We start from the raw sequence: 24545 nt of genomic DNA on the forward strand, positions 1-24545 counted from the left end.
TCAGCCGCGGACGGCGTCGGCGAGCTTGGCCAGCACCCCGTCGTGGATGCGTTGCAGGCCCTTCGGCGCGAAGGTGCGCTCGAAGAAGCCGCCGATCCCGCCGGCGCCGTTCCAGGCGCTCTCGACCGTGACGACACTGCGCGCGTCGCCCGCCGGCGTCACCGTCCAGGTCGTGACCATGCTCGAGTTCGCGTCCCGCTCGACGATGCGGTCCGGGCCGGGCACGCTCACCTCGACGAGCTGGTCGCGCACCCGCTTCTGCGTGGCCTGCAGCAGCCAGTGCGCACGCGTGCCGGCGCCCTGGCCGCCGGACTCCACGCGGTAGTCGCGGTAGTGCTCGGTGAGGATCGTCGGGCGCACCGTCTCGTAGTCGGCGAGCGCCGCGTGCACCCGCGCTGCCGGGGCGTCGATCGTGCGCTCGGTCCGCGCGGTCACCTGTGCCATGGGGCAATCCTGCCGTGACGCGGCCCCGGCCTCACAGAGGGCCCCCGTCGCGTCACGGTGTCACGGCATGGACGGAGATGTTCCCGTCGTCGGTCGTGCGGAAAATCGCGTAGCGGTCGGAGATGGCGAGGAGGTGGCCGGGTAGGCGATCGGCGAGAACGTTGCCGGATCGGTCGACCACGGCACGTCGTGCAGGGTCGCCGACGGTGAACGCATCGCTGAGGAACACCCGACCACGCCACACGCCACTGATGGAGATCGGACGGACCTCGCGACCCGAGACGCGGACCTCGCGGTCGTCGATCTGGAAGGTGGACAGCGTGTGGTCCAACGGGTCGACGCAGGCGATGAGCGAGCGGGTGTCGCTCCCGCAGGTGAGCGGATTGCCCAGATGCGCCACCTCGCGCCCGGAAGCCGCATCCAGGACCCGCGTGCTCTCGGCCCCGTCCCGACTCGTGCGCACCACCACGAGGTCGCCCGCCACCAGTTCCGCGTCCGAGTTCGAGAACCGTTCCTGCAGGTCCCAGCGACGATGACCGGACGCCGCGTCCAGTCCGGTGACGGTTCCATCGGCAAACGGATGGCCCAGGAGCACCGCCTCGGCGAGGTCGGTCGGCCTTCGCACCAGGACCGTTCCTGCTGTGCTGATGCGCCCTTCCACCCCGGGGTGCCGCCAGAGTTCCTGCCCGTCCGACAGGCGGAGCGCAACCGTGTGGAGGCTGCCGGGGGTGGCGTTCATGTCCCTGGTTTCGACCAGCAGCAGGTTCTCGCCGACGTCGCGAAGTGCGATCGCGGTGTCCCCCGCCTCGCCGAAGGGGACGACGGGACCCATCCAGCGCACGGAACCGTCCTTCCCGGACAGGGCTGCGACGCCCTCTTCGGCGCGGTACGGCTCTCCGTCCTCGCGCGGGCACCAACCGGTCGGGTGCTCACAGTCGTCGCGGTAATAGGGCACGAGCACCAGGAAATCTTCGGGCGGACCTGCCACGAGGAAGCCAGGCTCGGCGTTCCCCGGGCGGAAGTACACGGCTCCACCTCCGCCGGGCAGGGGATCCAGGTAGCCGATGCCCCAGTGCGGCATCCCGGTTGCCGCGTCCACGACGGCGAGCCGAAAGCCGTCCCTCTCATTCCCACTGATCACCGCTGTGTCGCCGATCAGGGACGCCTCCCCGACGGTGCCGATCGCGGGGGCGCTCGTAACGTCCCACAGGGCTCGCTCCTGCACGAGCGGCGCGAGCGAGGGTGCCTCGTCGATGGTGTTCTCCACGGGGCCGCCCCCGCACGCGGCCACGAGGAACGCCACGCCCGTGAGTACCGCCAGCCGAACACGATCGCGCACGGGCCGGCCACCCCGATGCCGACGCGGTGAACCGATCACTTGAGGTGCCACCCGGTGTCGTCGCCGTCGGTGAGGCTGCCGTCGCTGTAGCGCTCCGCGGTGGGGTTCGGCCAGTTCTCGCCCTCGAAGCCGCTGTTGTCGTTGAGGCGGCGGTGGAGCTCGGCCGTGCGGACGCTGTTCTCGTTGGCGAGGTCGCTGAACATGGTCATGGAGTTGGTCAGGGCGATGCCGAATGCGTTGAGAGCTGCGGCCGCGGCCACGACAGCGATGGGAAAGGTGAGCGGGCCCCCGGCCGCGGTCGAGACGGCGGCCGCCACCGCCGAGGCGAGGCCGAGGACCAGGAGGATGAGGGCGATCTCGACATCCCTCCAGAACTCGACGATGGCTCTGGCGAGTTCGTTGAGTGCCGCGTCGATCGCGTCGCCGGTGGTCTTGACTGCGGTGAGCGCGAGTCGTTGCGGCCACAGGGCGCCGCGGTAGGCGTCGGCAGCCAGCCCCTTCCAACTGTCGTCGGCCCGGGTCGAGCCCTCGATCGCGAGCCCGACGAGGTTGCTCGCGGTTCCGCCGATGGTGTTGGCCCAGGCGGTACCGGCGGCACGTAGGGCTGCGGGGTCCCCGGCCTGTTCGAGCGCGTGCCGGAGCCGACCGATCATGTCGTCGAACTGGCGTTGGAGATCGGCCACGCCTTGGCGCACGCCACCGACCAGCTCGGGAGGCAGCTCGCGGAGCACGGTGTCGACCCCCCTGACGAGCCAGTGCACGAGCTCGGCGGCGTCCTCGATCCCGGAGTGGATGGCGGGGACCAGAGTGAGGAGGTCGTTCTCGGGTGCGTCGGAAGCGGTCATGACTGGGCCCGGATCGCTCAGTAGATGTTCTGCATGCGGTGGACGCCGGCGGCTTCGTCCGCGGCGTAGGCAGCGGCGCTCGCGCGCAACGCAGCGGCGATGGCGGCGAAGCCGGCCACGCCCTGACTGATCCGGCTGGCCAGCTTGGCGCGTAGGGCCTCGTACTCGGCGGCCGCGGCGGGCCCGGCGAAAGAGAACACGGCGGGATCGAGCCGCTGCCTCTCGGCGGCCGCGGCCGCGACCCGCAGATCCGCGGCGGCGTTCGTCCACGTGGTGGCATCGGCCTCGAGGTCCTTGAGAGCGACCTCGATCTCGTCCGGCGTCGGTGTCGTCATCGCGTTTCCTCCTCCGAGCCGGGCGTGAGTGGCGTGTCGGACAGCAGGGCGCGCAGTGCCGGGTAGCCGTCGAGGGCCCGTTCAGGCAGCCCCGCGATCAGGGCGAACGCGCCGCGCAACGCGTGAGCGACGTGGTGTTCGAGATCCCGCGAGGTGGCGATGCGCTGCCACGCCGGGTCGATCTCCACGCCGACGAGCCCCCCGTCGGCGACCGTGACGACCACCTTCCGGCCGGGGCTGCTGACGCTTCCGGTGGCGGCGAGCAGGGTACTGAGCCGCTGCCGGAACTCGCGCAGCTCCTGCCACGCCTGCGACGTCGAGGAGACCGCGGCCCGACCTGCCCGCGTCGGTGGCGGCACCTGGGCGACGGGCCCGGCGGCCCATGCCGTCAGGCGGGCGGTCGTGGCCCCGAAGACGGCCTGCAGGACGGCCGCGGCGAGCTTGTTCCCGGCGAGCGCGCCGCGCCACCCGCCCCACAGCGCGACCACGACGTGCCGGGCAGCGCTGTCGATCTCGACACGCACGTGGCCCGAGCCGTCCTCGCCGCTGTACCGGCCGTCCGGCGGCAGCGCCGGGAGCGCCGCCTGCGCACTCTGCGCGCCGGTGAGCGGTCCGTGTTCGTCCATGTGCAGGACGGTACGAGGAGCGGGCACTCGCCCGTGGTCGTTTCGGAGAAGTCACCACGCGGATCGGCGGCTGATCGTCAGGAGCTGTGCGATCACGAGAGCGGGAAGGTGGCGATGTCCTCCAGGCAGGGGCCGTGGGGCGAGGACCGGTCGGCCACCAGCGCGACCTCGCGGGCCGTCCAGCTCGCGGCGACCGGCCTGCCCGCGAGCGAGGCCGGCACCCGACCCCTGGCCAGCACCACATCGGCCCGGAACGGCTGGGGATGCGTGACCGGCACCAACCCGACCGTCGCGTCGAACACGACGGCGGCGAGGTCGTCCAGCCCGGACACCGGGGCGCCGAGCCACTGGCCGCCGAGCCGCCGGGTGGCCGGGCCGAGCGCGCACCGGACGAGCGGGACGCCGTCGAGCTCGTCGGACAGGGCCGCCACCAGCGGTTCGACCACGTCGCCGGGCACGTGGCCCAGCGGGCGCAGCTTCACCAGCCACTGCTGCGGCACCGACCAGCTCACGCCGGCCACGGGCTCGCGCGGCAACGCCCCGAGCACCGCGACCACGTCGGCGGGCAGGTGGAGCGCCACGGACAACCGCACAACACCACGCTAGGCCCGCGACACCCGCGCACCCAGACCCCGACTCGCGCGGTTGGGAGGGCGCGACACACATGCACCGAGGCCGCGACTCGCGGAGTGGGAGGGGGTAACGCAGGCTCCGCGAGTCGGGGCCCCCTACGCGCGAGTCGGGGTTCCAGCGCGGTTGTGTTGCGGTGCGGGCGACCATGATCTCGAGTTTCGGTTGTCCATGGTTGCGCGGACAGCGATGAGCAACCGACAACGCGGATCTTCGCCCGTGGCACCATGCGGTTCATGGGGTCGATGTCGATCGTCAACTGCCGGGTGTTCGACGGGGAGGCGGGGGAGCTGCGCGACGGGCCCGTCCACGTCGTCGACGGGCGGATCACCGCCGTCGGGGACGCGGCCGCTCCCGCAGGCGAAGTGCTCGACGCGCACGGGGGCACCGTGGTGCCCGGGCTGATCGACGCGCACTTCCACGCCTACGGGATCGGCCTCGACATGGTCGGCATCGAGTCGCGCCCGCCGACCTACGTGGCGCTCGCCGGCGCGCGCCGCCTCGCGGCGGCGCTGGAGCGCGGGTTCACCACCGTGCGCGACGTCGCGGGCGGCGACCCGGGGCTCGCCGCGGCCATCGACGAAGGGCTGCTGCCGTCGCCGCGCTACCTCTACACGGGCGCGGCGCTGAGCCAGACCGGCGGGCACGGCGACCCGCGGCCGGCGGAGACGGACCTGTGCGGCTGCCACGCGCACATGAACGAGGTGGTCGACGGGGTCGACGCGCTGCGGCTGGCCGTGCGCGACCGGTTCCGCCGCGGGGCGCACGCGATCAAGATCATGGCGTCGGGCGGGGTCGTCTCGCCGACGGACCCGATCCGTGTGCCGCAGTACTCCGCGGAGGAGATCCGCGCCGTCACCGAGGAGGCCACCCGGCGGGGCAGCTACGTGGCCGCGCACGCGTACTCGCCGGAGGCGATCCGGCACGCCGTCGAGAACGGGGTGCGCTCGGTCGAGCACGGCAACCTGGTGGACCGGCCCACGGCCGAGCTCATGGCCGAGCGGGGCGCGTTCCTCGTGCCCACGCTCGCCACCTACGACGCGATGGACCGCCGCGGCACCGAGGTGGGGCTCTCGGCCACCGGCCAGGGCAAGAACCGCGAGGTGCTCGACGCCGGCCGTGAGGCGGTGCGGCTGGCCCGAGCCGCGGGCGTGCGCATCGGGTTCGGCACCGACCTCATGGGCGCCCTCGAGGACGAGCAGCTCGAGGGCCTGCGTCTGCAGACCGAGGTGGAGGGCGTGCTGCCCGCCCTGCGCGCGGCGACGTCGGTGAACGCCGACCTGCTCGGCCGCCCGGACCTCGGCCGCGTCGCGCCCGGCTGCGCAGGCGACCTGCTGGTCCTGGACGGCGATCCCCTTCAGGATCCCGACCTGGTCTGGACGCAGGGGCAAGGCCGAAAGGTGATCCAGAACGGAAGACTGCTCACCCCCTGACCCCACCTTGGAGCCCCTTACTGCTGTTCTGCAGCGCCCTGAACAGCAGTAAGGCTCCAAGGTGCGGGATGGGGGAGGGGAGGGGGCTAGGGGCGCGTGGCTGCTGTCAGGACCTCTCGCACGTTCGGCCAGCTCGCCAGCGCGTCCCGCACGTCCGGGTTGCTCTCCGTGCGCAGGGCCTCTGCGCGCGCCTCGGCCAGCACGTCGTCGAGCAGCACCCGCTGCCCCGTCTCCGCCGACCGCACCGCCGCCTCGACCATCGCCAGGCTGAGCACGTTCTCGTGCACCTCGCCCATCGGCGGCACGCCGGTGCGCAGCGCGTCGGTGAACACCAGCAGCGATCCCTCGATGCCGGAGAACAGGCCCGGCGGGCGCGGGGTGAGCTCGACATCGGCGTCGATCGCCGGGTCGTGGTCGCCGTCCCAGTGCGCCGACCCCTTCTCGGCGGACAGGCGCCACACCCCGTTCCACGACGTCTGCTCGCCGGGACTGCACCAGCTCCCGGTGTAGGTGTAGCGGGCGCCGCCCTCGAACGCGAAGACGACCGTGGCGGCGGCGTCGCCCGCGTACCAGCTCCACGACGGGTTGTGCGTCTCGCAGTACGCCGACACCGGCTCGGTGCCCAGCACGAACCGCGCCGAGTCGAACGCGTGGATCGCCATGTCCACCAGCAGGGGGTGGGCCATCTCCTCCCGGAACCCGCCGAACCGCGGAGCGCGGAAGAACTCCGTGGTCAGCGAGCCGAGCGCGCCGAGGTCCTCGGCCATGGCGCGCAGTGCGAACAGCTGCGGGTTCCAGCGCCGCGACTGGCTCACCATGAACAGCCGCCCGGTCACCTCCGACGCCGCGGCCAGGGAGAGCGCCTGCGCGACGGTCTCGGCCACGGGCTTCTCACCCAGCACGTCGAGACCCGCGAAGAGCGCGGCCGTGGTGACGGGGTGGTGGGCCGCGGGCACGGTCACGTCCACCACCGCCCGGGCACCGGTCGCGGCGGCCAGGGCCACCGCGTCGGTGCCCACCTCCACGGGACGGCCGAGCTCGGCGGCGGCCGCCTCCGCCGCGGCGCGATCGATGTCGGCGATCCCGGCCAGTTCGACGTCCGGTGCCGCCTCGATCGTCGCGCGCCAGGCCCGGCCCATGTTCCCGGCGCCGGCGAGCACCACCCGCAACGGGTCGGCGAGGGTCATCGAGTGGGCCCCCCGTAGCCCGCGCCCTTGAAGAACTCGCCGGTCTCGTAGCGCAGCAGTTCCGGGTACGCGCGCTCCGGACGGTCGGTGCGCGCCCACTGCACGCCGTTGGCGATCACCCGGCGCACGTCCTTGTGGTGGTAGGTCGGGTAGTCCTGGTCGCCGGGACGGAAGTAGAAGACCTTCCCGTGCCCGCGGCGGAACGTGCAGCCGCTGCGGAAGACCTCGCCGCCGGAGAACGTGCTGAGGAAGATCAGCTCGTCGGGCGCGGGGATGTCGAAGAACTCCCCGTACATCTCGTCCTCCTCGATCTCCAGCGGGTGCGGCACGCCCGCGGCGATCGGGTGGGTCGGGTTCACGGTCCAGATCAGCTCGCGGTCGTGCTCGCTGCGCCAGCGCAGCGTGCAGCTGGTGCCCATGAGCTTGGTGAAGATCTTCGACCAGTGCCCGGAGTGCAGGACGATGAGGCCCATGCCCGCCAGCACGTGGTGGTGCACCCGCTCCACCACCTCGTCGGCCACCTCGCCGTGCGCGGCGTGGCCCCACCAGGTGAGCACGTCGGTCTCGCGCAGCACCTCCTCGGTGAGGCCGTGCTCGGGGTCGTCGAGGGTGGCGGTGCGGACGACGGCGTCACCCAGGTTCTCCCGGATGCCCGCGGCGATCGTCTCGTGCATGCCGTCGGGATAGATCTTGCGGACGTGTTCCTCGCGCTGCTCGTGGCGGTTCTCGCCCCAGACGGTCACGCGAACGGGAGTCACAGGTGATGCCCTTCTCTCGACTACTTGACCGCGCCGCTGGCGACGCCGGCGGCGACGAACCTCTGGGCCACGACCAGCAGCACCACTGCCGGCAGGGAGGCGAGCACGGCGGTGGCCATCACCGAGCTCCAGTCGTTCACGTACGTGCCGATGTACTGGTAGATCCCCAGCGTCACCGGTCGCACGTCCTCGGTGGTCGTGAGCGTGAGGGCGAACAGGAAGTCGCTCCACGTGAACAGGAACGTGAAGAGCGCGGCCGTCACCAGCGCGTTGCGGCTCATCGGCACGACGATCGCGACGAACGCGCGGATCTGGCCCGCACCGTCCACCCGCGCCGCCTCGATCACCTCGGTCGGGATCGAGAGCAGGTACGCCCGCATGATCAGGATCGCGAACGGGACGCCGTGCGTGGAGTCGGCGAGGATCAGGCCCGGGATCGAGTTGAGCAGCCCGAGGTCGCTGTAGGCGCTGTAGAGCGCGTTGGCGACCACGATGCCCGGGATCATCTGGCTGATCAGGATCCCGAACAGCACCACGCCGGCGCCGCGCACGCGGAACTGCGCGAGCGCGTACGCCGCAGGCATCGCGATGAGCAGGCTGAACACCACGCTGCCACCGGCGACGATGAGGCTGGTGACCAGGTTGCGGCCCTGGTCGCGCACGGCCGTGGCGTAGCCGTCGAAGGACAGGTCCAGGGGCAGCCACGGCGTCTCGACGGCGGAGCCGCTGGGCTGCAGCGAGACGTTGAGCATCCAGTACAGCGGGAACAGCATCACGGCCAGCAGCAGCACACCGGTGGCCGTGCTGCCCCACCCGCGCGGGCGTGCGATACCGGTCATGACCGCCTCACCGGGTCAGCGCGCGCCGGTTGGCGCGCAGGTAGAAGAGGGCGAACACCAGCGAGATGACGATCAGCACGTTGCCCAGCGCCGCGCCCTCGCCGAAGCGGAACTCCTGGAACGACAGGTGGTAGGCCTGCGTCGCGATCGTCTGCGTCGCGTTGGCCGGGCCGCCGTCGGTGAGCCCGAGGATGATGTCCAGGACCTTGATCGTGTAGACGACCCCGAGCACCAGCACGACGCTCACCACCGGGCGCAGCAGCGGCCACGTCACGTGCCGGAAGGCCCGCCAGCCGGTGGCGCCGTCGAGCGCCGCGGCCTCGTACAGCTCCTGCGGCACGTCCTGCAGGCCGCCGTAGAGGATCGTCGTGTTGAACGGGATCCCGATCCAGATGTTCACGCCGATCACCGCGATCAGGGCGAGCGAGGTGCTCGTGAGCCAGCCGGGGTCGTCGGCGAGGCCGACGGCGCCGAGGAACCGGTTGAGCACGCCGTTGTCCTGGTCGAGGATCCATCGCCACACCGCGCCGGACACGATCAGCGGGATCAGCCACGGCAGCAGGAGCAGCGAGCGCAGGAAGCCGCTGAGCGGGAACCGCCGGTGGAAGAACACCGCGATCGCCAGCCCGATCACGAACTGCCCCGCGATCGACCCGACGGTGAACAGCACCGTGTTGAGCAACGCGGTGCTGAACACGCCCGAGGACAGCACGGCGACGTAGTTGTCCAGCCCGACGAACGGTGCCTCGCCGGTGTAGAACGTGCGGGCCGTGTACTCCTGGAAGCCCATCAGGACGTTCTGCACGACGGGGTAGCCGAAGAAGAGCAGCAGGTAGACCACCGCGGGCACGAGGAACGCCAGTTGCAGCAGACGCTCGCGCCCGCGCGGCGACCACCACCTGCCGGCCGGCCCCCGGGCGGGAGCCGGCGCGGCGTGCTGTGGCCGGGCGGGAGCCGTCACGACCGGCGCGCCGGCCTCAGCCATCCTGGGCCTGCTGCAGCGCCGGCAACGGGGCCGCGCCGCCGGTGATGGCGGTCTGCACGCCCGTGTAGATGCGGGTGGCCGCCGCGGGCCACTCGGGGCCGAGCTTGCCGGTGCGCGCCCGCGCGCTCTGCACGACGTCGGTGAACGCGGTCATCCGCGGCACCTGCGCGACGAACTGGTCCCGCAGCGCGGTCTTCGTGGGCACGGTCGTGCGCTGCGTGGCCAGCGCGATCTGGTTCTCGTCGGTGTTCAGGCACGCCACGATCTCCGCGGCCTTCGCCTGGCGGTCGGGGTCACCGGTCTGCGGGATCGTCCAGGTCTCGCCGCCGAGCGGGGCCACCACCGTGTCGCCGGCCTGCGGGACGGGGATCGGCACGACCTCGTAGTTGAGGCCCTCGACCTCGTCCAGCGCGGGGAACTGCCACGGCCCGTTGACCATCATCGCGGCGTTGCCCGCCGCGAACTGGTCCTTCACGTCGGCCTGCTTCCAGTTCAGCACCGAACGGGACGCCGAGCCGGAGTTCACGAGGTCGACCCACAGCTGCAGCGCCTCGGCGGTCTCGGGGCTCGCGATGTTCGCCTCGTCCCCGCCGTTGGTCCACATGAACGGGAGGAACTGCCAGGCGCCCTCGTAGTCGGCCACCGCGGAGAACGCCACGCCGTACCGCTCGCCCTGCGTCAGCGCCGCCGCGGCGGCCTTCAGCTCGTCCCAGGTGGTGGGCGGCGCGATGCCGGCCTCGGCCAGCATGTCGACGTTGTAGAACAGGCCGAGCGAGTTGGCCACCGGCTGCAGCCCGTAGACATCGCCCTCGAACGTCGAGGCGTCCCGGACGCCCTCCTGGAAGCCGTCGGCGGACAGGCCGAAGTCGCTGATCGGGGCGAGCGCGCCGGTCTGGGCGATCTGCTGCAGGTCGGGGTTGTCGAGCATGAGGACGTCCGGCAGCGTCCGCGAGGACGCCTGCTGCAGCACCTTCGCGACGAGCGAATCGCCGGGGACGACCTCGCGCTCGATCGTCACCCCCGCCTGCTGCCCGCACGCGTCCAGCGTCTGGGCGTAGACGGTGCGGTCGGGCTCGTTGTTGTAGTAGTCGAGCACGCGGATCGAGGTGACGTCACCGCCGCCTCCGTCCCCGCCGCCACCGCCACACGCGGTGAGGCCGAGTGCCGCGGCCGCGACCAGCGCGACCGTTCCCGTTACTGCTCCTCGTCGAGCCATCTGCGGTCCTCTCGTCGATGCGTATCGATTGCCGTCGTGCGGCGGCCCGCCGTGGCGGGCGGGTTGTCAGGGGGCGGGCAGCGTGGTTTCCCGGCGGGTGAGCCGCGGGGAGATCAGCTCGACGAGCTCGGCAGGGGGCTCCTGCGCGCGGTCGAGCAGCCGGAACAGGATCTGCATCGTGCGTCGCGAGACGTCACGCGGCTCGAGCGACACGTTCGTGATCGCGGGCGTGCTCGCCTCGGCGGCCTCGTCCGTGGACAGCCCGATCAGCGACAGGTCCCGTCCCGGGACGAGCCCGCGGTCGAGGACGGCCTGCAGCACCGAGCCGACTGCCTGCGAGTTCGGCACGACCAGGCCGGGCCGGCCACCGTCGGCCAGCGCGCGCTCCACGGCGTGCCGGGCGGCCTCGCGGCCCGCGGCGACCGGGGCCACGACCGAGTACCCGAGCCCGTGACGCCGTGCTGCGGCCTCGGCCCCGCGCTGCAACCGGCGCACGAAGTTGATGTCGCGCTCGATCACCTCGGCCGGGTGCCCGATGAGCACGACGCGGTCGTGCCCGAGGCGCGCCAGCTCGTCGACGGCCATGGCGCCGGCGAGCGGGAAGTCCAGGTCGACGCAGTGCAGCCCGGCGCTGTCGTCCGGCACACCGATGAGGATCACCGGGACCCCCAGCGCCGCGGCGACCGGCAGGCGCGGGTCGGCGGCCCCGATGTCCATCAGCACGATCGCGTCGCAGAGCGCGCGTCCGGCGAGCCGGGTGAGCCCGGCGGCGCCCTCGTCGGTGGTGACGAGCAGGACGTCGTGGTCCTCGGCCCGGGCGCAGCTGGCGATGGTCTCGATGAACGGCAGGAGGCCGGTGGTGTCGGCGCCCGGCCCGAACGGAACGACCAGGCCGACGACCTGGGTGCGCTGGCTCGCGAGCGCCCGCGCGCCGGCGTTGGGCTGGTAGGTGAGCTCCTCGATCGCCGCGAGCACACGCCTGCGGGTCTCCTCGGAGATGGAGCGGCGCCCGCTCATGACGTAGGAGACGGTGCTCTGCGAGACCCCCGCGGCACGGGCGACGTCCCGGCTGGTGACCACGGCCGCGCCTCCTTCGTCCGGGAATCCACAGGGGGAGTCGATACGCATCGACGGCGTGACGGTAGCCACCCGGATGGGCGAGACGCAAGTCACCCGCCGTCGCGGGACGGGTGAACCCGTCGGACCGAACGGCGGTTCCGGGGTCGATGCGCGACGGATCTACTGGATCGACTCCCGAGGAACGCGAGGTGCACATGGTCACGCCGAACATGGATCCGAGCGCCACCCCCGCCGGGACGCCGATCGCACCGGGCACCCCGGCGGCGGAAGCCCAGGAGCACCCCCCGGTGTGGGACTCCCACCCCCGCCACTACCGGTGGGACTACGTGCAGGAGATGGGCGGGTGGGTCCACGACCAGGACCCGGAGACGCTCTGCAACTCCGTCGGCGCGATCCCGTTCCAGCCGACCTTCGCCTACCCGCCGCCGCACCCACGCTGCCGCATCGGCGACTGCCCCTGCGGAACCGCCGCCCGCTGAACCCAGCCGCGGCCCGCCGCTCCCGCGAGTTGGGGTGCTGCGTGCGCGAGTTGGGGTCGTGGCCCGCGAGTCGGGGTGCTGCTCCCGCGAGTTGGGATGGTGCTCCCGCGACTTGGGGTCGTGCCCGCGAGTCGGGGTCGTGCTCCCGCGAGTTGGGGTGGTGCTTGCGCGAGTTGGGGTGCTGCTTGCGCGAGTTGGGGTGGTGTTCACGCGAGTCGCGCCTTCGATGCGGTTGTGGTCGGGTCCCACACGTCCGACCTCGACCCGCGGGTGTCACGCCGCGACTCGCGGGTGTTGCGCCGCGACTCGCGGGAGTACTACCCCGACTCGCGGGTGTTGCGTCCCGACTCGCGGGTGTTGCGTCGCGACTCGCGAGGTGGGCCCAACTCCGCGAGTCGGGGCGGGAGGGTAGATGTGTCGCTGTCCGGGCCTCGCAGCCCGGTAACCGGTTACCGAAACCCGGCGCGCTAGGTTTCGAGCTCGAGCACGGCGGATCAGGGAGGTGGGGTGCGTGTCGGCGACCATGCGCGACGTCGCTCGCCTCGCCGGGGTGTCGGTCAAGACCGTGTCCAACGTGGTCAACGACTTCCCGCACGTCAAGGGCACCACCCGGGACCGGGTGCTCGCGGCGATCGCCGAGCTGGGCTACCAGATGAACTTCTCCGCCCGCAACCTCAGCCGCGGCACCACCGGCATGATCGCGCTCGCCGTGCCCGAGCTCTCCCTGCCGTACTTCGCCGAGCTGTCCGACGCCGTGATCGCCGCGGCGGCCGACCGCGGGTACACCGTGCTGATCGAGCAGACCGGGGGTGTGCGCGAGCGCGAGCTGGAGGTGCTCGCGAGCGAGCGGCGGCGGATGACGGACGGGTTGATCTTCTCGCCGATCGGTCTGCGCCCCGCGGACGCGGCGCGGCTCGAGGTCGACTACCCGATCGTCCTGCTCGGCGAGCGTGCGCTGCACGGGAGCGTGCACCACGTCGCGATGGCCAACGCCGCCGGCGCTCGTGCGGTGGCCGAGCACCTGCTGGAGCGGGGCAGACGCCGGATCGCGATCATCGGCTCGTTCGACGAGCGCGGGCCGAGCGCGGGCTCGCTGCGCACCCGGGGTTTCCTCGCCGCGCTCGAGGATGCGGGCATCCGGCACGACCCGGCGCGCACGGGCGAGGCCCTGCGGTGGTCGCGCACCACGGGCGCCGCGGCGATGCGCCAGGTGCTCGACCGCGGGGTGGGCATCGACGCCGTCTTCGGCCTCAACGACGTGCTCGCGCTCGGCGCGATGCGGGTGCTCCACGAACGGGGCCTGCGGGTGCCGGAGGACGTCGCGGTGGCCGGGTTCGACGACATCGAGGACGGGTGCTTCGCGCGTCCCAGCCTCACCACCGTGCAGCCGGGCCGCGCGGAGATCGCGCGCACGGCGGTGGACCTGCTGGTCGAGGGCCTCGCGGGTGAGGTGCCCGCGGCCGGGCCGGGTGGCGAGGAGCGGGTGGCGGAGTTCGCGCTGCTCGTGCGGGAGTCGTCGGGCTGACGGGGCCACGTTGACCCGTCACTCGAACGTGTGCTGAACTTACACCGGTGTAAAACGAGACGTGAGCCACGCGTTCGGCTCCGCCTCGTACCGCTTCGGGACCGCAACGACGTGGCCGGGAAGTAGGAGAGATGCGGACCTCACGAGGGACGATCAGGTTGGCGGCGGCCGCGTGCGGGGCAGCCCTGCTCGCCACGGCGTGCGGTGGGGGTGGCACCGGCGACGGCGGCCCGGTGACGATCCGCTTCTCCTGGTGGGGCAACGACGAGCGGGCGCAGATCACGAACCAGGCCGTCGACGCCTTCGAGGCGGCGAACCCGGGGATCACGGTCGACACCGAGTCGGTGGACTTCAATGCCTACTTCGACCGGCTGGCCACCTCCGTCGCCGCGAGCGACGAGCCGGACGTGATCACGATGGGCGGCGCCTACCCCCGCGAGTACGCCGACCGGAACGTGCTGCTCGACCTCGCGGAGGTCTCCGAGCACCTCGACCTCTCCGCGCTCGACGAGCACGCGATGGCCGGCGGCAACTTCGAGGGCACGCAGTTCGCGGTGCCGACCGGCGTGAACACCTACGGCCTCATCGCGAACCCCGCGGTCTTCGAGGCCGCGGGCGTGCCGCTGCCCGACGACAACACGTGGAGCTGGGAGGACTTCTCCCGGATCGCCGCGGAGATCTCCGCCGGTAGCCCCGAGGGCACGTTCGGCGCGGAGGACCCGACGAGCCCCGACGTCATGGACCTGTACGCCAACCAGCACACCGGCGACGGGCTCTACAGCGCCGAGGGCGGCATCGCGCTGCAGTCGCAGACCGCGCAGCAGTGGTGGGAGATGACCGCGGGGCTCATGCAGAGCGGGGCCACGCCGCCCGCCAGCATCACCGCCGAGCTGGCCGGCCAGCCCGCACCCGAGCAGTCGCTGATCGGCCAGGGGCTGGCGGCGATGAAGTTCGGGTGGTCGAACCAGCTGTCGGCCTACCGGCTGGCCTCCGGCGCGGACCTGGTGATGCTCCGCGCGCCGGGGGAGACCACCGCGCAGGGCCCGGGCATGTGGCTGCAGGCCTCGCAGCTCTACACGATCAGCCGGCGCAGCGATCACCCCGAGGCCGCCGCGAACCTGATCGACTTCCTGATCTCCGACCCGCGGGCGGCCGACTTCATCAAGGCCGACCGCGGCATCCCGGCCAACCCGGAGATCCGGACGCACCTGGAGGCCTCGCTCGACGAGAGCCGGAAGGTGGAGTTCGCCTTCGTCGACCGGATGAGCGAGCTCGTCGACGGCCACTTCGTGATCGGCCCGACCGGCTCGACGGAGAGCGTGCAGATCGTGACGCGGCTCAACGACTCGGTGCTGTTCGGTCGGGTGCCGCCCGCCGAGGCCGCGCAGCAGCTCGTGGCCGAGTTGAACGATGCCGTCGCCTGAACCCGGACCCGCGATCGACCGGCGCGCGGTCGTGCGCCGCCACGTCGTCGAGGTGACGGGAATCGACCCGGCGGCCCCGCTGTCGGTCGGCAACGGGGAGCTCTGCGCAACCGTGGACGTCACGGGCCTGCAGACCTTCCCCGACGCCTACCCGGGCGGCGGCGGCACGCTGCTCGGCACGCAGTCCCAGTGGGCCTGGCACAGCGTCCCGCCGCCCGAGGGTGTCGGCCTCGATCAGGCGCTGCGCCCGTACCGCACGTGGCGGGGCGAGGTGGCTTTCGTCGACGGGCCGCCGATGCCCGGCGGGGACGAGTCCCGGCTGGACGCGGGCACGCGCTGGCTGCGCGCCAACCCGCACCGGCTCGACCTCGCCCGCATCGGGTTCGTGCTCCGCGACGGGTCGGGGCACCGCGCGCCGGATCCGGCCGAGCTCGGCGCCTGCCGTCAGACGCTCGACCCGTGGACCGGGCTGATCGAGAGCGACGTCGTGCTCGCGGGGCAGCGCCTGCGTGTGACGACGGCCTGCCATCCCGACCGCGACGTGCTCGCGGTGCGGATCACCGGGTCGGGAGTGGCGGTGCGGATCGCGTTCCCGTACGGGTCGCAGGCGTGGGGCGACGCCGCCGACTGGGTCCGCCCGGACGCGCACGTCTCGCGCGTCGAGCCGGTGCCGGGCGGCGTGCTCGTGCACCGGTGCTTCGACGGCGCCGACGAGCCGCGGCACGTCGTGCGGGTGCGGGCGGACGGTGCCGCGGTCCGCGCCACGGGCGAGCACGAGCTCGTCGTCGAGACCGAGGGGGCGGAGCTGGACCTGGTGGTGGCGTTCGGCGCCGCCCCGCCCGCGCTGCCGCCGGACGCGGCGGCGGTCGTCGCGGCGTCGGCCCGGCACCGGTCCGCGTTCTGGGAGCGGGGCGCCGCGCTCGACCTGGCAGGCAGCACCGATCCGCGGGCCGCCGAGCTGGAACGCCGGGTCGTGCTCTCGCAGTACCTCACGGCGATCCAGTGCGCGGGAACGCTCCCGCCGCAGGAGACCGGGCTGACGTGCAACAGCTGGCGCGGCCGGTTCCACCTGGAGATGCACTGGTGGCACGCGGCGCACTTCGCGCTGTGGGGCCGGCCGGACCTGCTGGGTCACAGCATGGATTTCTACCGGCGGATCCTGCCGTCCGCGCAGGAGACCGCGAGCCGGCAGGGCTGCCGCGGCGCCCGCTGGCCCAAACAGGTCGGCCCGGACGGGCGGGAGAGCCCGAGCCACATCGGGCCGTTCCTGCTGTGGCAGCAGCCGCACGTGATCCACCTGGCCGAACTGCTGCGCCGCACGGGGGGCCCCGACGCCGGGCGCCACCTCGACCTCGTGGAGGCCACCGCCTGGTTCATGGCCGACGTCGCCGAGCCGACCCCGGACGGGTTCGCGCTCGGCCCGCCGCTGGTGCCTGCGCAGGAGAGCTACGCCGACGTCCGGGACCGCGCGGCGAACCCGCCGTTCGAGCTGGCCTACTGGTCCTGGGCGCTGCGCGTGGCGCAGGAGTGGCGGGTGCGGGCCGGTCGGGCGCCCGAGCCGCTGTGGGACGAGGTCGGCAAGGGCATGGTCGGGCCGCTGGTCCGGGAGGGGCGGTACGCCGCGATCGACGCGGAGCCGTTCACGGTGCGCACCGACCACCCCTCGATGGTCTACGCCCTCGGCGTCGTGCCCGAGACCGACGTCGTCGACCCCGCGCTGGTGCGGGCAACCCTGCACGCGGTGCTCGCCGACTGGGACTGGGAGAGCACGTGGGGCTGGGACTTCCCGGCGCTCGCCATGACCGCCACCCGCCTGCACGAGCCGGAGACGGCCGTGGCCGTGCTGCTGCGCGACACCCCCAAGAACCGGCACGTGCGCAGCGGCCACAACCGCCAGAGCGACGCCCTGCCCGTCTACCTGCCCGGCAACGGCGGCCTGCTCGCGGCCGTGGCGCTGATGGCGGCCGGGTGGGACGGCAGCGGGGACCGGCCCGGTTTTCCGCGCGACGGCAGCTGGTCGGTGCGGCACGAGGGGTTCGTGCCCGCGCCATGACACGGAGGAGCAGCATGATCGACCGGAAGGCGGTGCCACTGGTGTGCGCCGCACTGGCACTCTCCGCAGCCCTCGCCGCCTGCGGCACCGGCGCGGGGAGCCAGGACGGCGGCCCGGTGGAGCTGCGCTTCTCCTGGTGGGGCAACGACAACCGGCACGCCACCACCGAGCAGATCCTCGACCTGTTCGAGCAGCAGCACCCGGGCATCACCGTGCAGGGCGAGTACACCGACTGGGGCGGGTACTGGGACAGGCTCGCCACGACCACCGCGGCAGGGGACACCCCCGACGTCATGACCCAGGAGGAGCGGTACCTGCGCGAGTACGGCTCGCGCGGGAGCCTCGCGAACCTCGACGACCTCGCCGGGACCGTCGACACGAGCGCGCTCGACCCGAGCGTGGCGCGGGCGGGAGAGCTCGACGGGCAGCTGTACGGGCTGCCGACCGGGATCGTGGCGGCCGCGATCCTCGCCGACCCGGAGGTGTTCGCGCAGGCCGGCGTGCCGATGCCGGACGACGCCACGTGGTCGTGGGACGACTACGCGCAGGTCGCGAACGCGATCACCGCGGGCGGCCCGGAGGGCACGTACGGCGCGCAGGACTACGGGTTCACCGAGGTCGGCTTCGCGGTCTTCGCGCGGCAGCGCGGCGAGGAGCTCTACACCGCGGACGGCAGGCTCGGGTTCTCCCCGGAGACGCTGGCCGACTGGTGGCAGCGGGCGGCGGACATGCGCGCCGCGGGCGGCAACCCGCCCGCGGCCCGCTCGGTGGAGATCAACGCCGACACGACGCAGTCGCTGATGGCGACCGGCACCGGCGGCATGGGCGTGTGGTGGACCAGCCAACTCGGCGCCACCGAGGAGCGGTCGGGCCGTCAGCTGGAGCTGCTGCGGATGCCCGGCGAGACCACGGGCGAGCGGAGCGGCACGTACTTCAAGCCCTCGATGTACTACTCGATCTCCGCCGACACCGAGCACCCGGAGGAAGCGGCGCTGCTGGTCGACTTCCTGCTCAATGACGTCGAGGCCGGCAAGTTGATGCTGTCCGACCGCGGGCTGCCCGCGAACACCGAGGTCCGCGCCGCGCTGGACGCGCACTTCACCGACGCGGACCGGCGCGCCGCGCAGTTCCTCGCCGAGGTCGGCCCGACCGTGCAGGACGGGATGAACGCCCCGCCGATCGGGGCCGGTGAGGTCGCCGAGATCTTCGCCCGGTTCAACGAGCAGGTGCTCTTCGGGCGCCTCGACCCGCGGCAGGCGGCCGAGGGGTTCATCGCAGAGGTAGGAGGGGTGATCGGATGACGCGCCGGTGCGGTGTGGTCGGAGGTGCCCGTGTCGGCGGTCGGTGAGCTCGCGGCCCTGCGTCGCGCGAAGCGGACGCGGCCCAGCCCGGTGGAGCAGGGCGACAACAAGGCCGCCGCGTTCTTCCTCGCGCCGTGGTTCGCCGGGCTGGCGCTGATCACGATCGGGCCGATGGCGGCCTCGCTCTACCTGTCGTTCACCGACTACAGCCTCCTGGACGCCCCCGAGTGGATCGGCCTGGAGAACTACGTCGGGATGCTGGGCGACGACCGGCTGCTGGTCTCGTTGCGCGTCACGTTCGTCTACGTCTTCGTGTCGGTGCCGCTGCAGCTCGCGGCCGCGCTGGCGCTCGCGCTGTTCCTCGACCGCGGGCTGCGCGGCCTCGCGATCTACCGCTCGGTGTACTACCTGCCCTCACTGCTGGGCGGCAGCGTCGCGATCGCGATCCTGTGGCGCCAGATCTTCGGCACCAGCGGCCTGATCAACCAGCTCCTCGCGGGCCTGGGCGTCCAGGGCGAGGGCTGGGTGTCGCACCCGGACTACGCGCTGGGCACCCTCGTCGTGCTCAACGTCTGGACGTTCGGCGCGCCAATGATCATCTTTCTGGCCGGTCTGCGGCAGATCCCGGAGACCTACTACGAGGCCTCGGCGATCGACGGCGCCGGGCGGTGGCGGCAGTTCCGCAGCATCACGATCCCGCTGCTCACGCCGATCATCTTCTTCAACCTGGTGCTGCAGGTGATCGGGGCGTTCCAGTCGTTCACGCAGGCGTTCGTGGTGAGCGGGGGCACCGGCGGGCCGGTCGACTCCACGCTGTTCTACACGCTCTACCTCTACCAAACGGGCTTCACGAACCTGGACATGGGCTACGCCTCGGCGATGGCCTGGCTGCTCCTGGTGATCACCGCCGCGCTCACCGCCGTCAACTTCCTCCTCTCGAGGTACTGGGTCTTCTACGATGACTGACACCGATGTCGTGAGCGCCCGCCCGGCCGCCGTGCCGCGCGAGGGCGCCGGGCCGCGAGCGACGGCGCCCCGCCCGTCCTGGGGCTTCCGGGTCCGGCGGGCGGCCAAGCACGCCGTGCTGATCCTCGGCGGGTTCGTGATGCTCTACCCGCTGCTGTGGATGCTCTCCAGCTCGTTCAAGCCGACGGCGCTGATCTTCCGCGACCCGGCGCTGATCCCGACCGAGCTCGACCTGAGCAACTACACGCTCGGCTGGTACGCGCTGGAGCACCCGTTCACGCACTACCTGCTGAACTCGTTCGTCATCGTGGCCGGGGCGGTGCTGGGCAACCTGCTGTCCTGCTCGATGGCCGCCTACGCGTTCGCGCGGCTGAACTTCCGCGGCCGCAGGCTGTGGTTCGCCGTGATGCTCATGTCGATCATGCTGCCGATCCACGTGGTGATCGTCCCGCAGTACGTGCTGTTCTCCCAGCTCGACTGGATCAACACCTACCTGCCGCTCGTGGTGCCCAAGCTGCTGGCCACGGACGCGTTCTTCATCTTCCTGATGGTGCAGTTCTTCCGCGGCATCCCGCGCTCGCTCAGCGAGGCCGCGCTCATCGACGGCGCGGGCCACATCCGGATCTTCTTCCGGATCATGCTGCCGCTCTCGCTGCCCGCGCTCGCCACCACGGCGATCTTCACGTTCATCTGGACCTGGAACGACTTCTTCAGCCAGCTGATCTTCCTGACCGACCCCGACATGTACACGGTGCCGGTGGCGCTGCGCACCTTCGTCGACTCGACGGGGGAGAGCTCGTGGGGGCCGCTGTTCGCGATGTCGATCGTGTCGCTCGTGCCGATCTTCCTGATCTTCCTGTTCGGCCAGAAGTACCTGGTGAAGGGCATCGCGACGACGGGCCTCAAGTGACGCCGTCGGTCAGGAGTGGAACTCGCCCGCTCGGACGCCGGCGAGGAACGCCCGCCACGCGGGGGCCGAGTGGCGGTGCGGCACCCGGGACCGGTCCTTCGTGTCCCGGACGGCGATGTCGCCGTCGGGCAGCGGTGCCACCTCGACGCAGCCGCTGCTGGCGCCCCCGCTACCGCTGAAGCTGCTCTTCCGCCAGGCCAGGTCGTCGACGTTCGGGACGGGCATCGGGCACCCCTTCGCGTTGCCGACTCACATCTCCATGGCCACCCGTTCGATCAGGGCCGCGGACTCGTCCGGGCCCAGCGCCGACGAGCGCAGGCGGTCGAACACGAGCCTACCGCGCGCGACGTCCTCGGCCTTCTCGATGTGGACCGCTCCCATGGGGTGTTCGACGTAGCCGATGTCCGGCTCGCCGAGCCCGTCGAAGCTGAGCACGATGAACGCCCCGGTCGCCCCGGGGTGCGCGCTGACGTCCGCCGGCAACACCTGGATGGTGACCGTGTCGAGCCCGGCGGCTTCCACCAGGTGCGCGAGCTGCGCGCACATCACGTCGGGGCCGCCGACCATCCGTCGAAGGGCCGGCTCCTCGAACACTGCGGTCAATGTCAGCGGGTTCTCCGCGTCGCGGAGCCGGTCCTGGCGGATCATGCGGACCGCGACGTCGTTCTCCCGCACCGCCCGGCTGCCGACGTGCATCGAGCTCTCGAACAGGGCCCACGCGTAGTCGGCGGTCTGGAGGAGCCCGGGCAGGTAGTTCACCGTGTACTCGCGCACCGCGCTCGCCTCGGCCTCGAGGGGCACGTAGCCCTGGTCGTCGAGGCCGTAGGCGCGCCACCAGCCCTTGCCCCTGGCCTCGCGGGTGAGGTCGAGGATCGCGTTCCACCGGTCCCCGCCGACGCCGAAGACGTCCATCATCGTGCGCACGACGTGGACGTCGACGCCCTGGTGGGCGTTCTCGATGCGGCTGAGCTTGCTGGCGGAGAAGTCCAGCCTGGGCGCGGCGTCCTCGATGGTCATGCCGGACTTCTGCCGCAGCTCGCGCAGGATGCGGGCGAGTTGCCGTCTGCGGACGAGGGTGCCGCTGCGCACAGCCATCGTCACAGAGTGTCAGTGGGAGATGCGGGGTGAAAGATCCAGGGGGGTGCCAGAATCGTGCCCATGACCGCTCCGATGCACGTCCCGCGGTTCTTCGTCCGCCAGCGGATCACGATGATGGTCAACCGCTACGAGATCCGGGGGGCGAACCCGGACGGCAGCGAGGGCCCGCTGCTGGCGTTCGCGCAGCAGAAGCGCATGAAGCTGAAGGAGGAGATCACCTTCTACGCCGACGAGTCGCGGTCGCGGCCCGTGTTCTCCTTCAAGGCCCGCCAGCGACTCGACGTGCGCGCCGAGCACGACGTGTTCGACGAGTACGGCACCGCGATCGGCTCGTTCGGCAAGGAGTTCGGCGCGAGCCTGCTGCGCTCGACATGGCACCTGGCCGGGCCGGGCTACCAGGCCGTCGGCAAGGAACGCAGGCCGGTGCTGGCGGTCGTGCGCAGGGTGTGGGACTTCATCCCCTTCATCGGCGACATCTGGGTGCCGTTCGTCTTCCACTTCGACTTCGTCGACACGGGGACCGGGCAGCCGGTGCTCAGCAGCGAGCGGCAGAAGTCCATCCGGGACCGCTACACCGTGGACGTGCCCGACCCCCGCGTCGACTTCCGGGTGGCCGCCTCCATGGCGGTGGCGCTCGACGCGCTCCAGTCGCGGTGAGCGACGTCAGAGCGTGACGCCGAGGGCTTCCGCGGTGCGTCGGATGGCTCCCCAGGTGTTCGCCGGCAGGGGCACCCCCTCGGCCAGGCGCGCGGTGCGCATGGCGGCCTCCGGCTCCCCCGGCGCCAGGACTGGCGCGGCGGGGTCGGCGGGCCGCGCGGCGAGCACCCAGTCCAGGTACTCGCGGGCGATGCGCTCGAACTCGGCCTGGGTGCCGAAGTGGGCGGGGGAGAGGTAGATCGACAGCGCCCCGTTGGTGATGCCCTTGCGGGGGCCGTCGAGCGGGCCGGCGCAGCCACCGCCGGTGAACGCGCCGGCGAGCAGCTCGCACATCAGCGCGAGACCCGAGCCCTTGTGGTCGCCGAAGGCGCGGATCGCGCCGTCGCCGCCGCCGGGCTGGCGCAGGTCGGTGGGCCCGTAATCGCCGTAGAGGACGTGGGGGTCGCTCGACGTCGTGCCGTCGGGCGCGATCAGCGCGTCCGCCGGCAGCTGCCGGCCCCCGTACGAGGCCACCTGCACCTTGCCCTCGGCCACGAGGGACGTGGCGAAGTCCAGCACCACCGGACGCTCGGGCAGCGGCAGCCCGACCGCGAACGGCGCGGTCGAGAACCGCCGCTCCACCGCACCGAACGGGGCCACGAGGGGCGACCCGGCGACGTTGACGAAGTGGATCGAGATGAGGCCCGCGGCCAGCGCGGTCTCCGCGTACGCGCCGACGCGGCCGATGTGGCCGGCGTTGCGCAGCGCGACGATGCAGCTGCCGCTCGCCTGCGCGCGTTCCACCCCGAGGGCGACGGCCTGCGCGGCGATCGTCTGGCCGAAGCCGCGGTTGCCGTCCAGGACGACGAACGCCCCACCGTCGGTGACGACCTGCGCCTCCTGCCCGGCGAGGACGTAGCCCTGCCGCATCCAGTCGACGTAGAGCGGCACGCGGACGACGCCGTGGCTGTCGTGGCCCGCCAGGTTGGCGCCCAGCAGCTCGCGGGCGATCAGCCCGGCCTCGTCGGTGCTGCAGCCCGCGGCGGTGAAGATCTCGCGCACCGTCGACTCCAGCTCGTCGGCGGCGATGAGGTGGATGTCGGACGTCCCTGCTGTACTCATCTCGCTTCTCGTCACCCGCCCAGCATGACCGACCGCGGCGTCACCAGTCGTGCACCGAACCGTCGAGGCGGCGGTTCACCGGCAGCTGCCGCGGGTCGTAGGGGAACCGCGCCGCGGCCTCCTCGTCCACCTCGACGCCGAGTCCCGGCTCGTCGCCGGGGTGCAGGTAGCCGTTCTCGAAGGTGTAGCCGGTGCGGAAGACCTCGCTCGCGGGCTCGCGGTGGCCCATGAACTCCTGGATGCCGAAGTTCGGCACCGAGAGGTCCACGTGCAGCGCGGCGGCGAGCGACACGGGGGACAGGTCGCCCGGGCCGTGCGAGCCGGTGCGCACGCCGTAGAGGTCGGCCAGCGCGAAGATCCGTCGCAGGTGTGTGATGCCGCCGGCGTGGGTCACCGAGGTGCGGATGTAGTCGATCAACCGCTCGGTGATGAGCTGCTGGCAGTCCCAGATCGAGTTGAACACCTCGCCGACGGCCAGCGGGGTGGTGGTGTGCTGCCGGATCACCCGGAAGGCGGCCTGGTCCTCGGCCGGGGTCGGGTCCTCCATCCAGAACAGCCGGTGCGGCTCGAGGTCGCGGCCCAGCCGGCCGGCCTCGATCGGCGTGAGCCGGTGGTGCACGTCGTGCAGCAGGTGGATGCCGAACCCGAACCGCTCGCGCACCGCCCCGAGCATCTCGGGCGCGGACCGCAGGTACGGCGCGGTGTCCCAGAGGTGCTCCTCGGGCAGGGCGGAGGAGGCGGGCTCGTAGAGCTTCCCGTCGGGGGTGGGGACGCCGTAGGTCTTCGCCAGCCCGGGCACGGCCGCCTGGGCGCGCACGGCCAGGTAGCCCTGGTCGACGTGCCGGGCGACGTCGTCGAGCAGCGCCGGGACGTCCTCGCCCGTCGCGTGGCAGTAGACCAGCACGCCGTCCCGGGCCGCGCCGCCGAGCAGCTTGTAGACCGGCAGGCCGGCGACCTTGCCCAGGATGTCCCACAGCGCGACGTCCACGGCGGCGATCGCGGTCATCGTGACGGGTCCGCGCCGCCAGTAGGCGCCCTTGTAGAGGAACTGCCAGGTGTCCTCGATGCGGGCCGGGTCGCGCCCGACGAGCAGCGGGCACACGTGCTCGGTGAGGTAGGCCGCCACCGCCAGCTCGCGGCCGTTCAGCGTGGCATCACCCCAGCCGACCACCCCGTCCGAGGTGGTGATCTTCAGCGTGACGTAGTTGCGCCCGGGCGCGGTGACGATCACGCGCGCCTCGGTGATCGTGGTCATGTCGTCTCCTCTGCCGGTGGTCCACTGCCATACAAGCACTGCCATGGATGACGGTCAAA

25 protein-coding genes are annotated in these 24545 nt (G+C 72.2%); 9 read left to right on the forward strand and 16 right to left on the reverse strand.

Annotated features, from left to right (window positions below; genetic code table 11):
• The 6 genes from CFP66_RS38125 to CFP66_RS38150 form a co-directional block, all read right to left on the reverse strand.
• The gene (locus CFP66_RS38125; protein WP_094930229.1) at positions 1 to 444 is read right to left on the reverse strand and encodes an SRPBCC family protein; all 444 of its coding nucleotides are present in this window, start codon (positions 442 to 444) and stop codon (positions 1 to 3) included.
• Positions 445 to 496: 52 nt separating this feature from the next.
• On the reverse strand, positions 497 to 1471 hold the full coding sequence (locus CFP66_RS48260) for a PQQ-binding-like beta-propeller repeat protein (RefSeq protein ID WP_158228378.1): 975 nt from the start codon (positions 1469 to 1471) through the stop codon (positions 497 to 499).
• Between the two features lie 347 nt (positions 1472 to 1818).
• Complete coding sequence (locus tag CFP66_RS48265; protein ID WP_094930231.1) at positions 1819 to 2628, reverse strand: hypothetical protein; 810 nt, start codon at positions 2626 to 2628, stop codon at positions 1819 to 1821.
• A 17-nt stretch (positions 2629 to 2645) separates the two neighbouring features.
• On the reverse strand, positions 2646 to 2963 hold the full coding sequence (locus CFP66_RS48270) for a hypothetical protein (RefSeq protein WP_094930232.1): 318 nt from the start codon (positions 2961 to 2963) through the stop codon (positions 2646 to 2648).
• Positions 2960 to 3589 carry a hypothetical protein gene (locus tag CFP66_RS38145; protein WP_094930233.1) on the reverse strand — a complete coding sequence of 210 codons (630 nt, stop codon included), beginning with the start codon at positions 3587 to 3589 and terminating at the stop codon, positions 2960 to 2962. The genes CFP66_RS48270 and CFP66_RS38145 overlap by 4 nt, the downstream gene beginning before the upstream one ends.
• A gap of 92 nt (positions 3590 to 3681) precedes the next feature.
• On the reverse strand, positions 3682 to 4182 hold the full coding sequence (locus CFP66_RS38150) for a 2'-5' RNA ligase family protein (RefSeq protein ID WP_094930234.1): 501 nt from the start codon (positions 4180 to 4182) through the stop codon (positions 3682 to 3684).
• A 273-nt stretch (positions 4183 to 4455) separates the two neighbouring features.
• Here CFP66_RS38150 and CFP66_RS38155 point away from each other — a divergent pair, with 273 nt between their 5' ends.
• Positions 4456 to 5652: an amidohydrolase family protein gene (locus CFP66_RS38155; protein ID WP_094930303.1), complete on the forward strand. Its 1197-nt coding sequence runs from the start codon at positions 4456 to 4458 to the stop codon at positions 5650 to 5652.
• 86 nt (positions 5653 to 5738) lie between these two features.
• Here the strand turns inward: CFP66_RS38155 and CFP66_RS38160 are convergent, their stop codons facing one another.
• The 6 genes from CFP66_RS38160 to CFP66_RS38185 all read right to left on the reverse strand — a co-directional run bounded on the left by CFP66_RS38160 (position 5739) and on the right by CFP66_RS38185 (position 11717).
• Entirely contained in the window at positions 5739 to 6839 is a 1101-nt protein-coding gene (locus tag CFP66_RS38160) for a Gfo/Idh/MocA family protein (protein ID WP_094930235.1), read from the reverse strand.
• Positions 6836 to 7582, reverse strand: a complete 747-nt coding sequence (locus CFP66_RS38165; protein WP_233160049.1) for a ThuA domain-containing protein — start codon at positions 7580 to 7582, stop codon at positions 6836 to 6838. The genes CFP66_RS38160 and CFP66_RS38165 overlap by 4 nt, the downstream gene beginning before the upstream one ends.
• 35 nt (positions 7583 to 7617) lie before the next feature.
• Positions 7618 to 8436: a carbohydrate ABC transporter permease gene (locus CFP66_RS38170; RefSeq protein WP_094930237.1), complete on the reverse strand. Its 819-nt coding sequence runs from the start codon at positions 8434 to 8436 to the stop codon at positions 7618 to 7620.
• Positions 8437 to 8443: 7 nt separating this feature from the next.
• Positions 8444 to 9421, reverse strand: a complete 978-nt coding sequence (locus CFP66_RS38175) for a carbohydrate ABC transporter permease (protein WP_094930238.1) — start codon at positions 9419 to 9421, stop codon at positions 8444 to 8446.
• On the reverse strand, positions 9414 to 10637 hold the full coding sequence (locus tag CFP66_RS38180; protein WP_094930239.1) for a sugar ABC transporter substrate-binding protein: 1224 nt from the start codon (positions 10635 to 10637) through the stop codon (positions 9414 to 9416). The genes CFP66_RS38175 and CFP66_RS38180 overlap by 8 nt, the downstream gene beginning before the upstream one ends.
• A 66-nt stretch (positions 10638 to 10703) precedes the next feature.
• A complete protein-coding gene (locus tag CFP66_RS38185; protein ID WP_158228379.1) occupies positions 10704 to 11717 on the reverse strand; it encodes a LacI family DNA-binding transcriptional regulator in 1014 nt (337 codons plus the stop codon).
• A 194-nt stretch (positions 11718 to 11911) separates the two neighbouring features.
• On the opposite strand from CFP66_RS38185, the gene CFP66_RS38190 reads away from it, so the two are divergent.
• From CFP66_RS38190 to CFP66_RS38220, 7 genes are all read left to right on the forward strand, one after another.
• The gene (locus CFP66_RS38190; RefSeq protein WP_143517515.1) at positions 11912 to 12196 is read left to right on the forward strand and encodes a hypothetical protein; all 285 of its coding nucleotides are present in this window, start codon (positions 11912 to 11914) and stop codon (positions 12194 to 12196) included.
• 511 nt (positions 12197 to 12707) lie between these two features.
• Positions 12708 to 13721 carry a LacI family DNA-binding transcriptional regulator gene (locus CFP66_RS38195; protein ID WP_198961947.1) on the forward strand — a complete coding sequence of 338 codons (1014 nt, stop codon included), beginning with the start codon at positions 12708 to 12710 and terminating at the stop codon, positions 13719 to 13721.
• 131 nt (positions 13722 to 13852) lie between these two features.
• Positions 13853 to 15145, forward strand: coding sequence for an ABC transporter substrate-binding protein (locus tag CFP66_RS38200; protein ID WP_094930242.1), 1293 nt, complete (start codon positions 13853 to 13855; stop codon positions 15143 to 15145).
• Positions 15132 to 17198, forward strand: a complete 2067-nt coding sequence (locus tag CFP66_RS38205) for a hypothetical protein (protein WP_094930243.1) — start codon at positions 15132 to 15134, stop codon at positions 17196 to 17198. Before CFP66_RS38200 ends, CFP66_RS38205 begins: the two co-directional genes overlap by 14 nt.
• 14 nt (positions 17199 to 17212) lie before the next feature.
• On the forward strand, positions 17213 to 18499 hold the full coding sequence (locus tag CFP66_RS38210; RefSeq protein WP_198961948.1) for an ABC transporter substrate-binding protein: 1287 nt from the start codon (positions 17213 to 17215) through the stop codon (positions 18497 to 18499).
• A gap of 30 nt (positions 18500 to 18529) precedes the next feature.
• The gene (locus CFP66_RS38215; protein WP_233160050.1) at positions 18530 to 19465 is read left to right on the forward strand and encodes a carbohydrate ABC transporter permease; all 936 of its coding nucleotides are present in this window, start codon (positions 18530 to 18532) and stop codon (positions 19463 to 19465) included.
• Positions 19458 to 20375: a carbohydrate ABC transporter permease gene (locus CFP66_RS38220; protein WP_094930245.1), complete on the forward strand. Its 918-nt coding sequence runs from the start codon at positions 19458 to 19460 to the stop codon at positions 20373 to 20375. Before CFP66_RS38215 ends, CFP66_RS38220 begins: the two co-directional genes overlap by 8 nt.
• Positions 20376 to 20384: 9 nt before the next feature.
• On the opposite strand, the gene CFP66_RS38225 is transcribed toward CFP66_RS38220, so the two are convergent.
• On the reverse strand, positions 20385 to 20600 hold the full coding sequence (locus CFP66_RS38225) for a DUF397 domain-containing protein (protein ID WP_094930246.1): 216 nt from the start codon (positions 20598 to 20600) through the stop codon (positions 20385 to 20387).
• 24 nt (positions 20601 to 20624) lie between these two features.
• A complete protein-coding gene (locus tag CFP66_RS38230) occupies positions 20625 to 21470 on the reverse strand; it encodes a helix-turn-helix transcriptional regulator (protein ID WP_094930306.1) in 846 nt (281 codons plus the stop codon).
• Between the two features lie 63 nt (positions 21471 to 21533).
• Between CFP66_RS38230 and CFP66_RS38235 the strand changes: the two genes are divergently transcribed.
• Positions 21534 to 22130: a hypothetical protein gene (locus CFP66_RS38235; RefSeq protein ID WP_094930247.1), complete on the forward strand. Its 597-nt coding sequence runs from the start codon at positions 21534 to 21536 to the stop codon at positions 22128 to 22130.
• Positions 22131 to 22136: 6 nt separating this feature from the next.
• On the opposite strand, the gene CFP66_RS38240 is transcribed toward CFP66_RS38235, so the two are convergent.
• Together CFP66_RS38240 and manD are read right to left on the reverse strand one after the other, a co-directional pair.
• Entirely contained in the window at positions 22137 to 23231 is a 1095-nt protein-coding gene (locus CFP66_RS38240; RefSeq protein WP_094930248.1) for a malate/lactate/ureidoglycolate dehydrogenase, read from the reverse strand.
• Between the two features lie 40 nt (positions 23232 to 23271).
• Positions 23272 to 24486, reverse strand: a complete 1215-nt coding sequence (gene manD, locus CFP66_RS38245; RefSeq protein WP_094930249.1) for a D-mannonate dehydratase ManD — start codon at positions 24484 to 24486, stop codon at positions 23272 to 23274.
• Between the last annotated feature and the right edge of the window lie 59 nt (positions 24487 to 24545).

This window comes from Pseudonocardia sp. MH-G8 (genome assembly GCF_002262885.1).
Classification (GTDB): Bacteria; Actinomycetota; Actinomycetes; order Mycobacteriales; family Pseudonocardiaceae; genus Pseudonocardia.

Excerpts from the sequence above, each read along its gene's own strand:
- CFP66_RS38125 (WP_094930229.1), bottom strand. The coding sequence starts at position 444 with ATGGCACAGGTGACCGCGCGGACCGAGCGCACGATCGACGCCCCGGCA.
- CFP66_RS48265 (WP_094930231.1), bottom strand. The coding sequence starts at position 2,628 with ATGACCGCTTCCGACGCACCCGAGAACGACCTCCTCACTCTGGTCCCC.
- CFP66_RS48270 (WP_094930232.1), bottom strand. The coding sequence starts at position 2,963 with ATGACGACACCGACGCCGGACGAGATCGAGGTCGCTCTCAAGGACCTC.
- CFP66_RS38145 (WP_094930233.1), bottom strand. The coding sequence starts at position 3,589 with ATGGACGAACACGGACCGCTCACCGGCGCGCAGAGTGCGCAGGCGGCG.
- CFP66_RS38155 (WP_094930303.1), top strand. The coding sequence starts at position 4,456 with ATGGGGTCGATGTCGATCGTCAACTGCCGGGTGTTCGACGGGGAGGCG.
- CFP66_RS38160 (WP_094930235.1), bottom strand. The coding sequence starts at position 6,839 with ATGACCCTCGCCGACCCGTTGCGGGTGGTGCTCGCCGGCGCCGGGAAC.
- CFP66_RS38170 (WP_094930237.1), bottom strand. The coding sequence starts at position 8,436 with ATGACCGGTATCGCACGCCCGCGCGGGTGGGGCAGCACGGCCACCGGT.
- CFP66_RS38175 (WP_094930238.1), bottom strand. The coding sequence starts at position 9,421 with ATGGCTGAGGCCGGCGCGCCGGTCGTGACGGCTCCCGCCCGGCCACAG.
- CFP66_RS38180 (WP_094930239.1), bottom strand. The coding sequence starts at position 10,637 with ATGGCTCGACGAGGAGCAGTAACGGGAACGGTCGCGCTGGTCGCGGCC.
- CFP66_RS38190 (WP_143517515.1), top strand. The coding sequence starts at position 11,912 with ATGGTCACGCCGAACATGGATCCGAGCGCCACCCCCGCCGGGACGCCG.
- CFP66_RS38200 (WP_094930242.1), top strand. The coding sequence starts at position 13,853 with ATGCGGACCTCACGAGGGACGATCAGGTTGGCGGCGGCCGCGTGCGGG.
- CFP66_RS38205 (WP_094930243.1), top strand. The coding sequence starts at position 15,132 with ATGCCGTCGCCTGAACCCGGACCCGCGATCGACCGGCGCGCGGTCGTG.
- CFP66_RS38210 (WP_198961948.1), top strand. The coding sequence starts at position 17,213 with ATGATCGACCGGAAGGCGGTGCCACTGGTGTGCGCCGCACTGGCACTC.
- CFP66_RS38220 (WP_094930245.1), top strand. The coding sequence starts at position 19,458 with ATGACTGACACCGATGTCGTGAGCGCCCGCCCGGCCGCCGTGCCGCGC.
- CFP66_RS38225 (WP_094930246.1), bottom strand. The coding sequence starts at position 20,600 with ATGCCCGTCCCGAACGTCGACGACCTGGCCTGGCGGAAGAGCAGCTTC.
- CFP66_RS38230 (WP_094930306.1), bottom strand. The coding sequence starts at position 21,470 with ATGGCTGTGCGCAGCGGCACCCTCGTCCGCAGACGGCAACTCGCCCGC.
- CFP66_RS38235 (WP_094930247.1), top strand. The coding sequence starts at position 21,534 with ATGACCGCTCCGATGCACGTCCCGCGGTTCTTCGTCCGCCAGCGGATC.
- CFP66_RS38240 (WP_094930248.1), bottom strand. The coding sequence starts at position 23,231 with ATGAGTACAGCAGGGACGTCCGACATCCACCTCATCGCCGCCGACGAG.
- manD (WP_094930249.1), bottom strand. The coding sequence starts at position 24,486 with ATGACCACGATCACCGAGGCGCGCGTGATCGTCACCGCGCCCGGGCGC.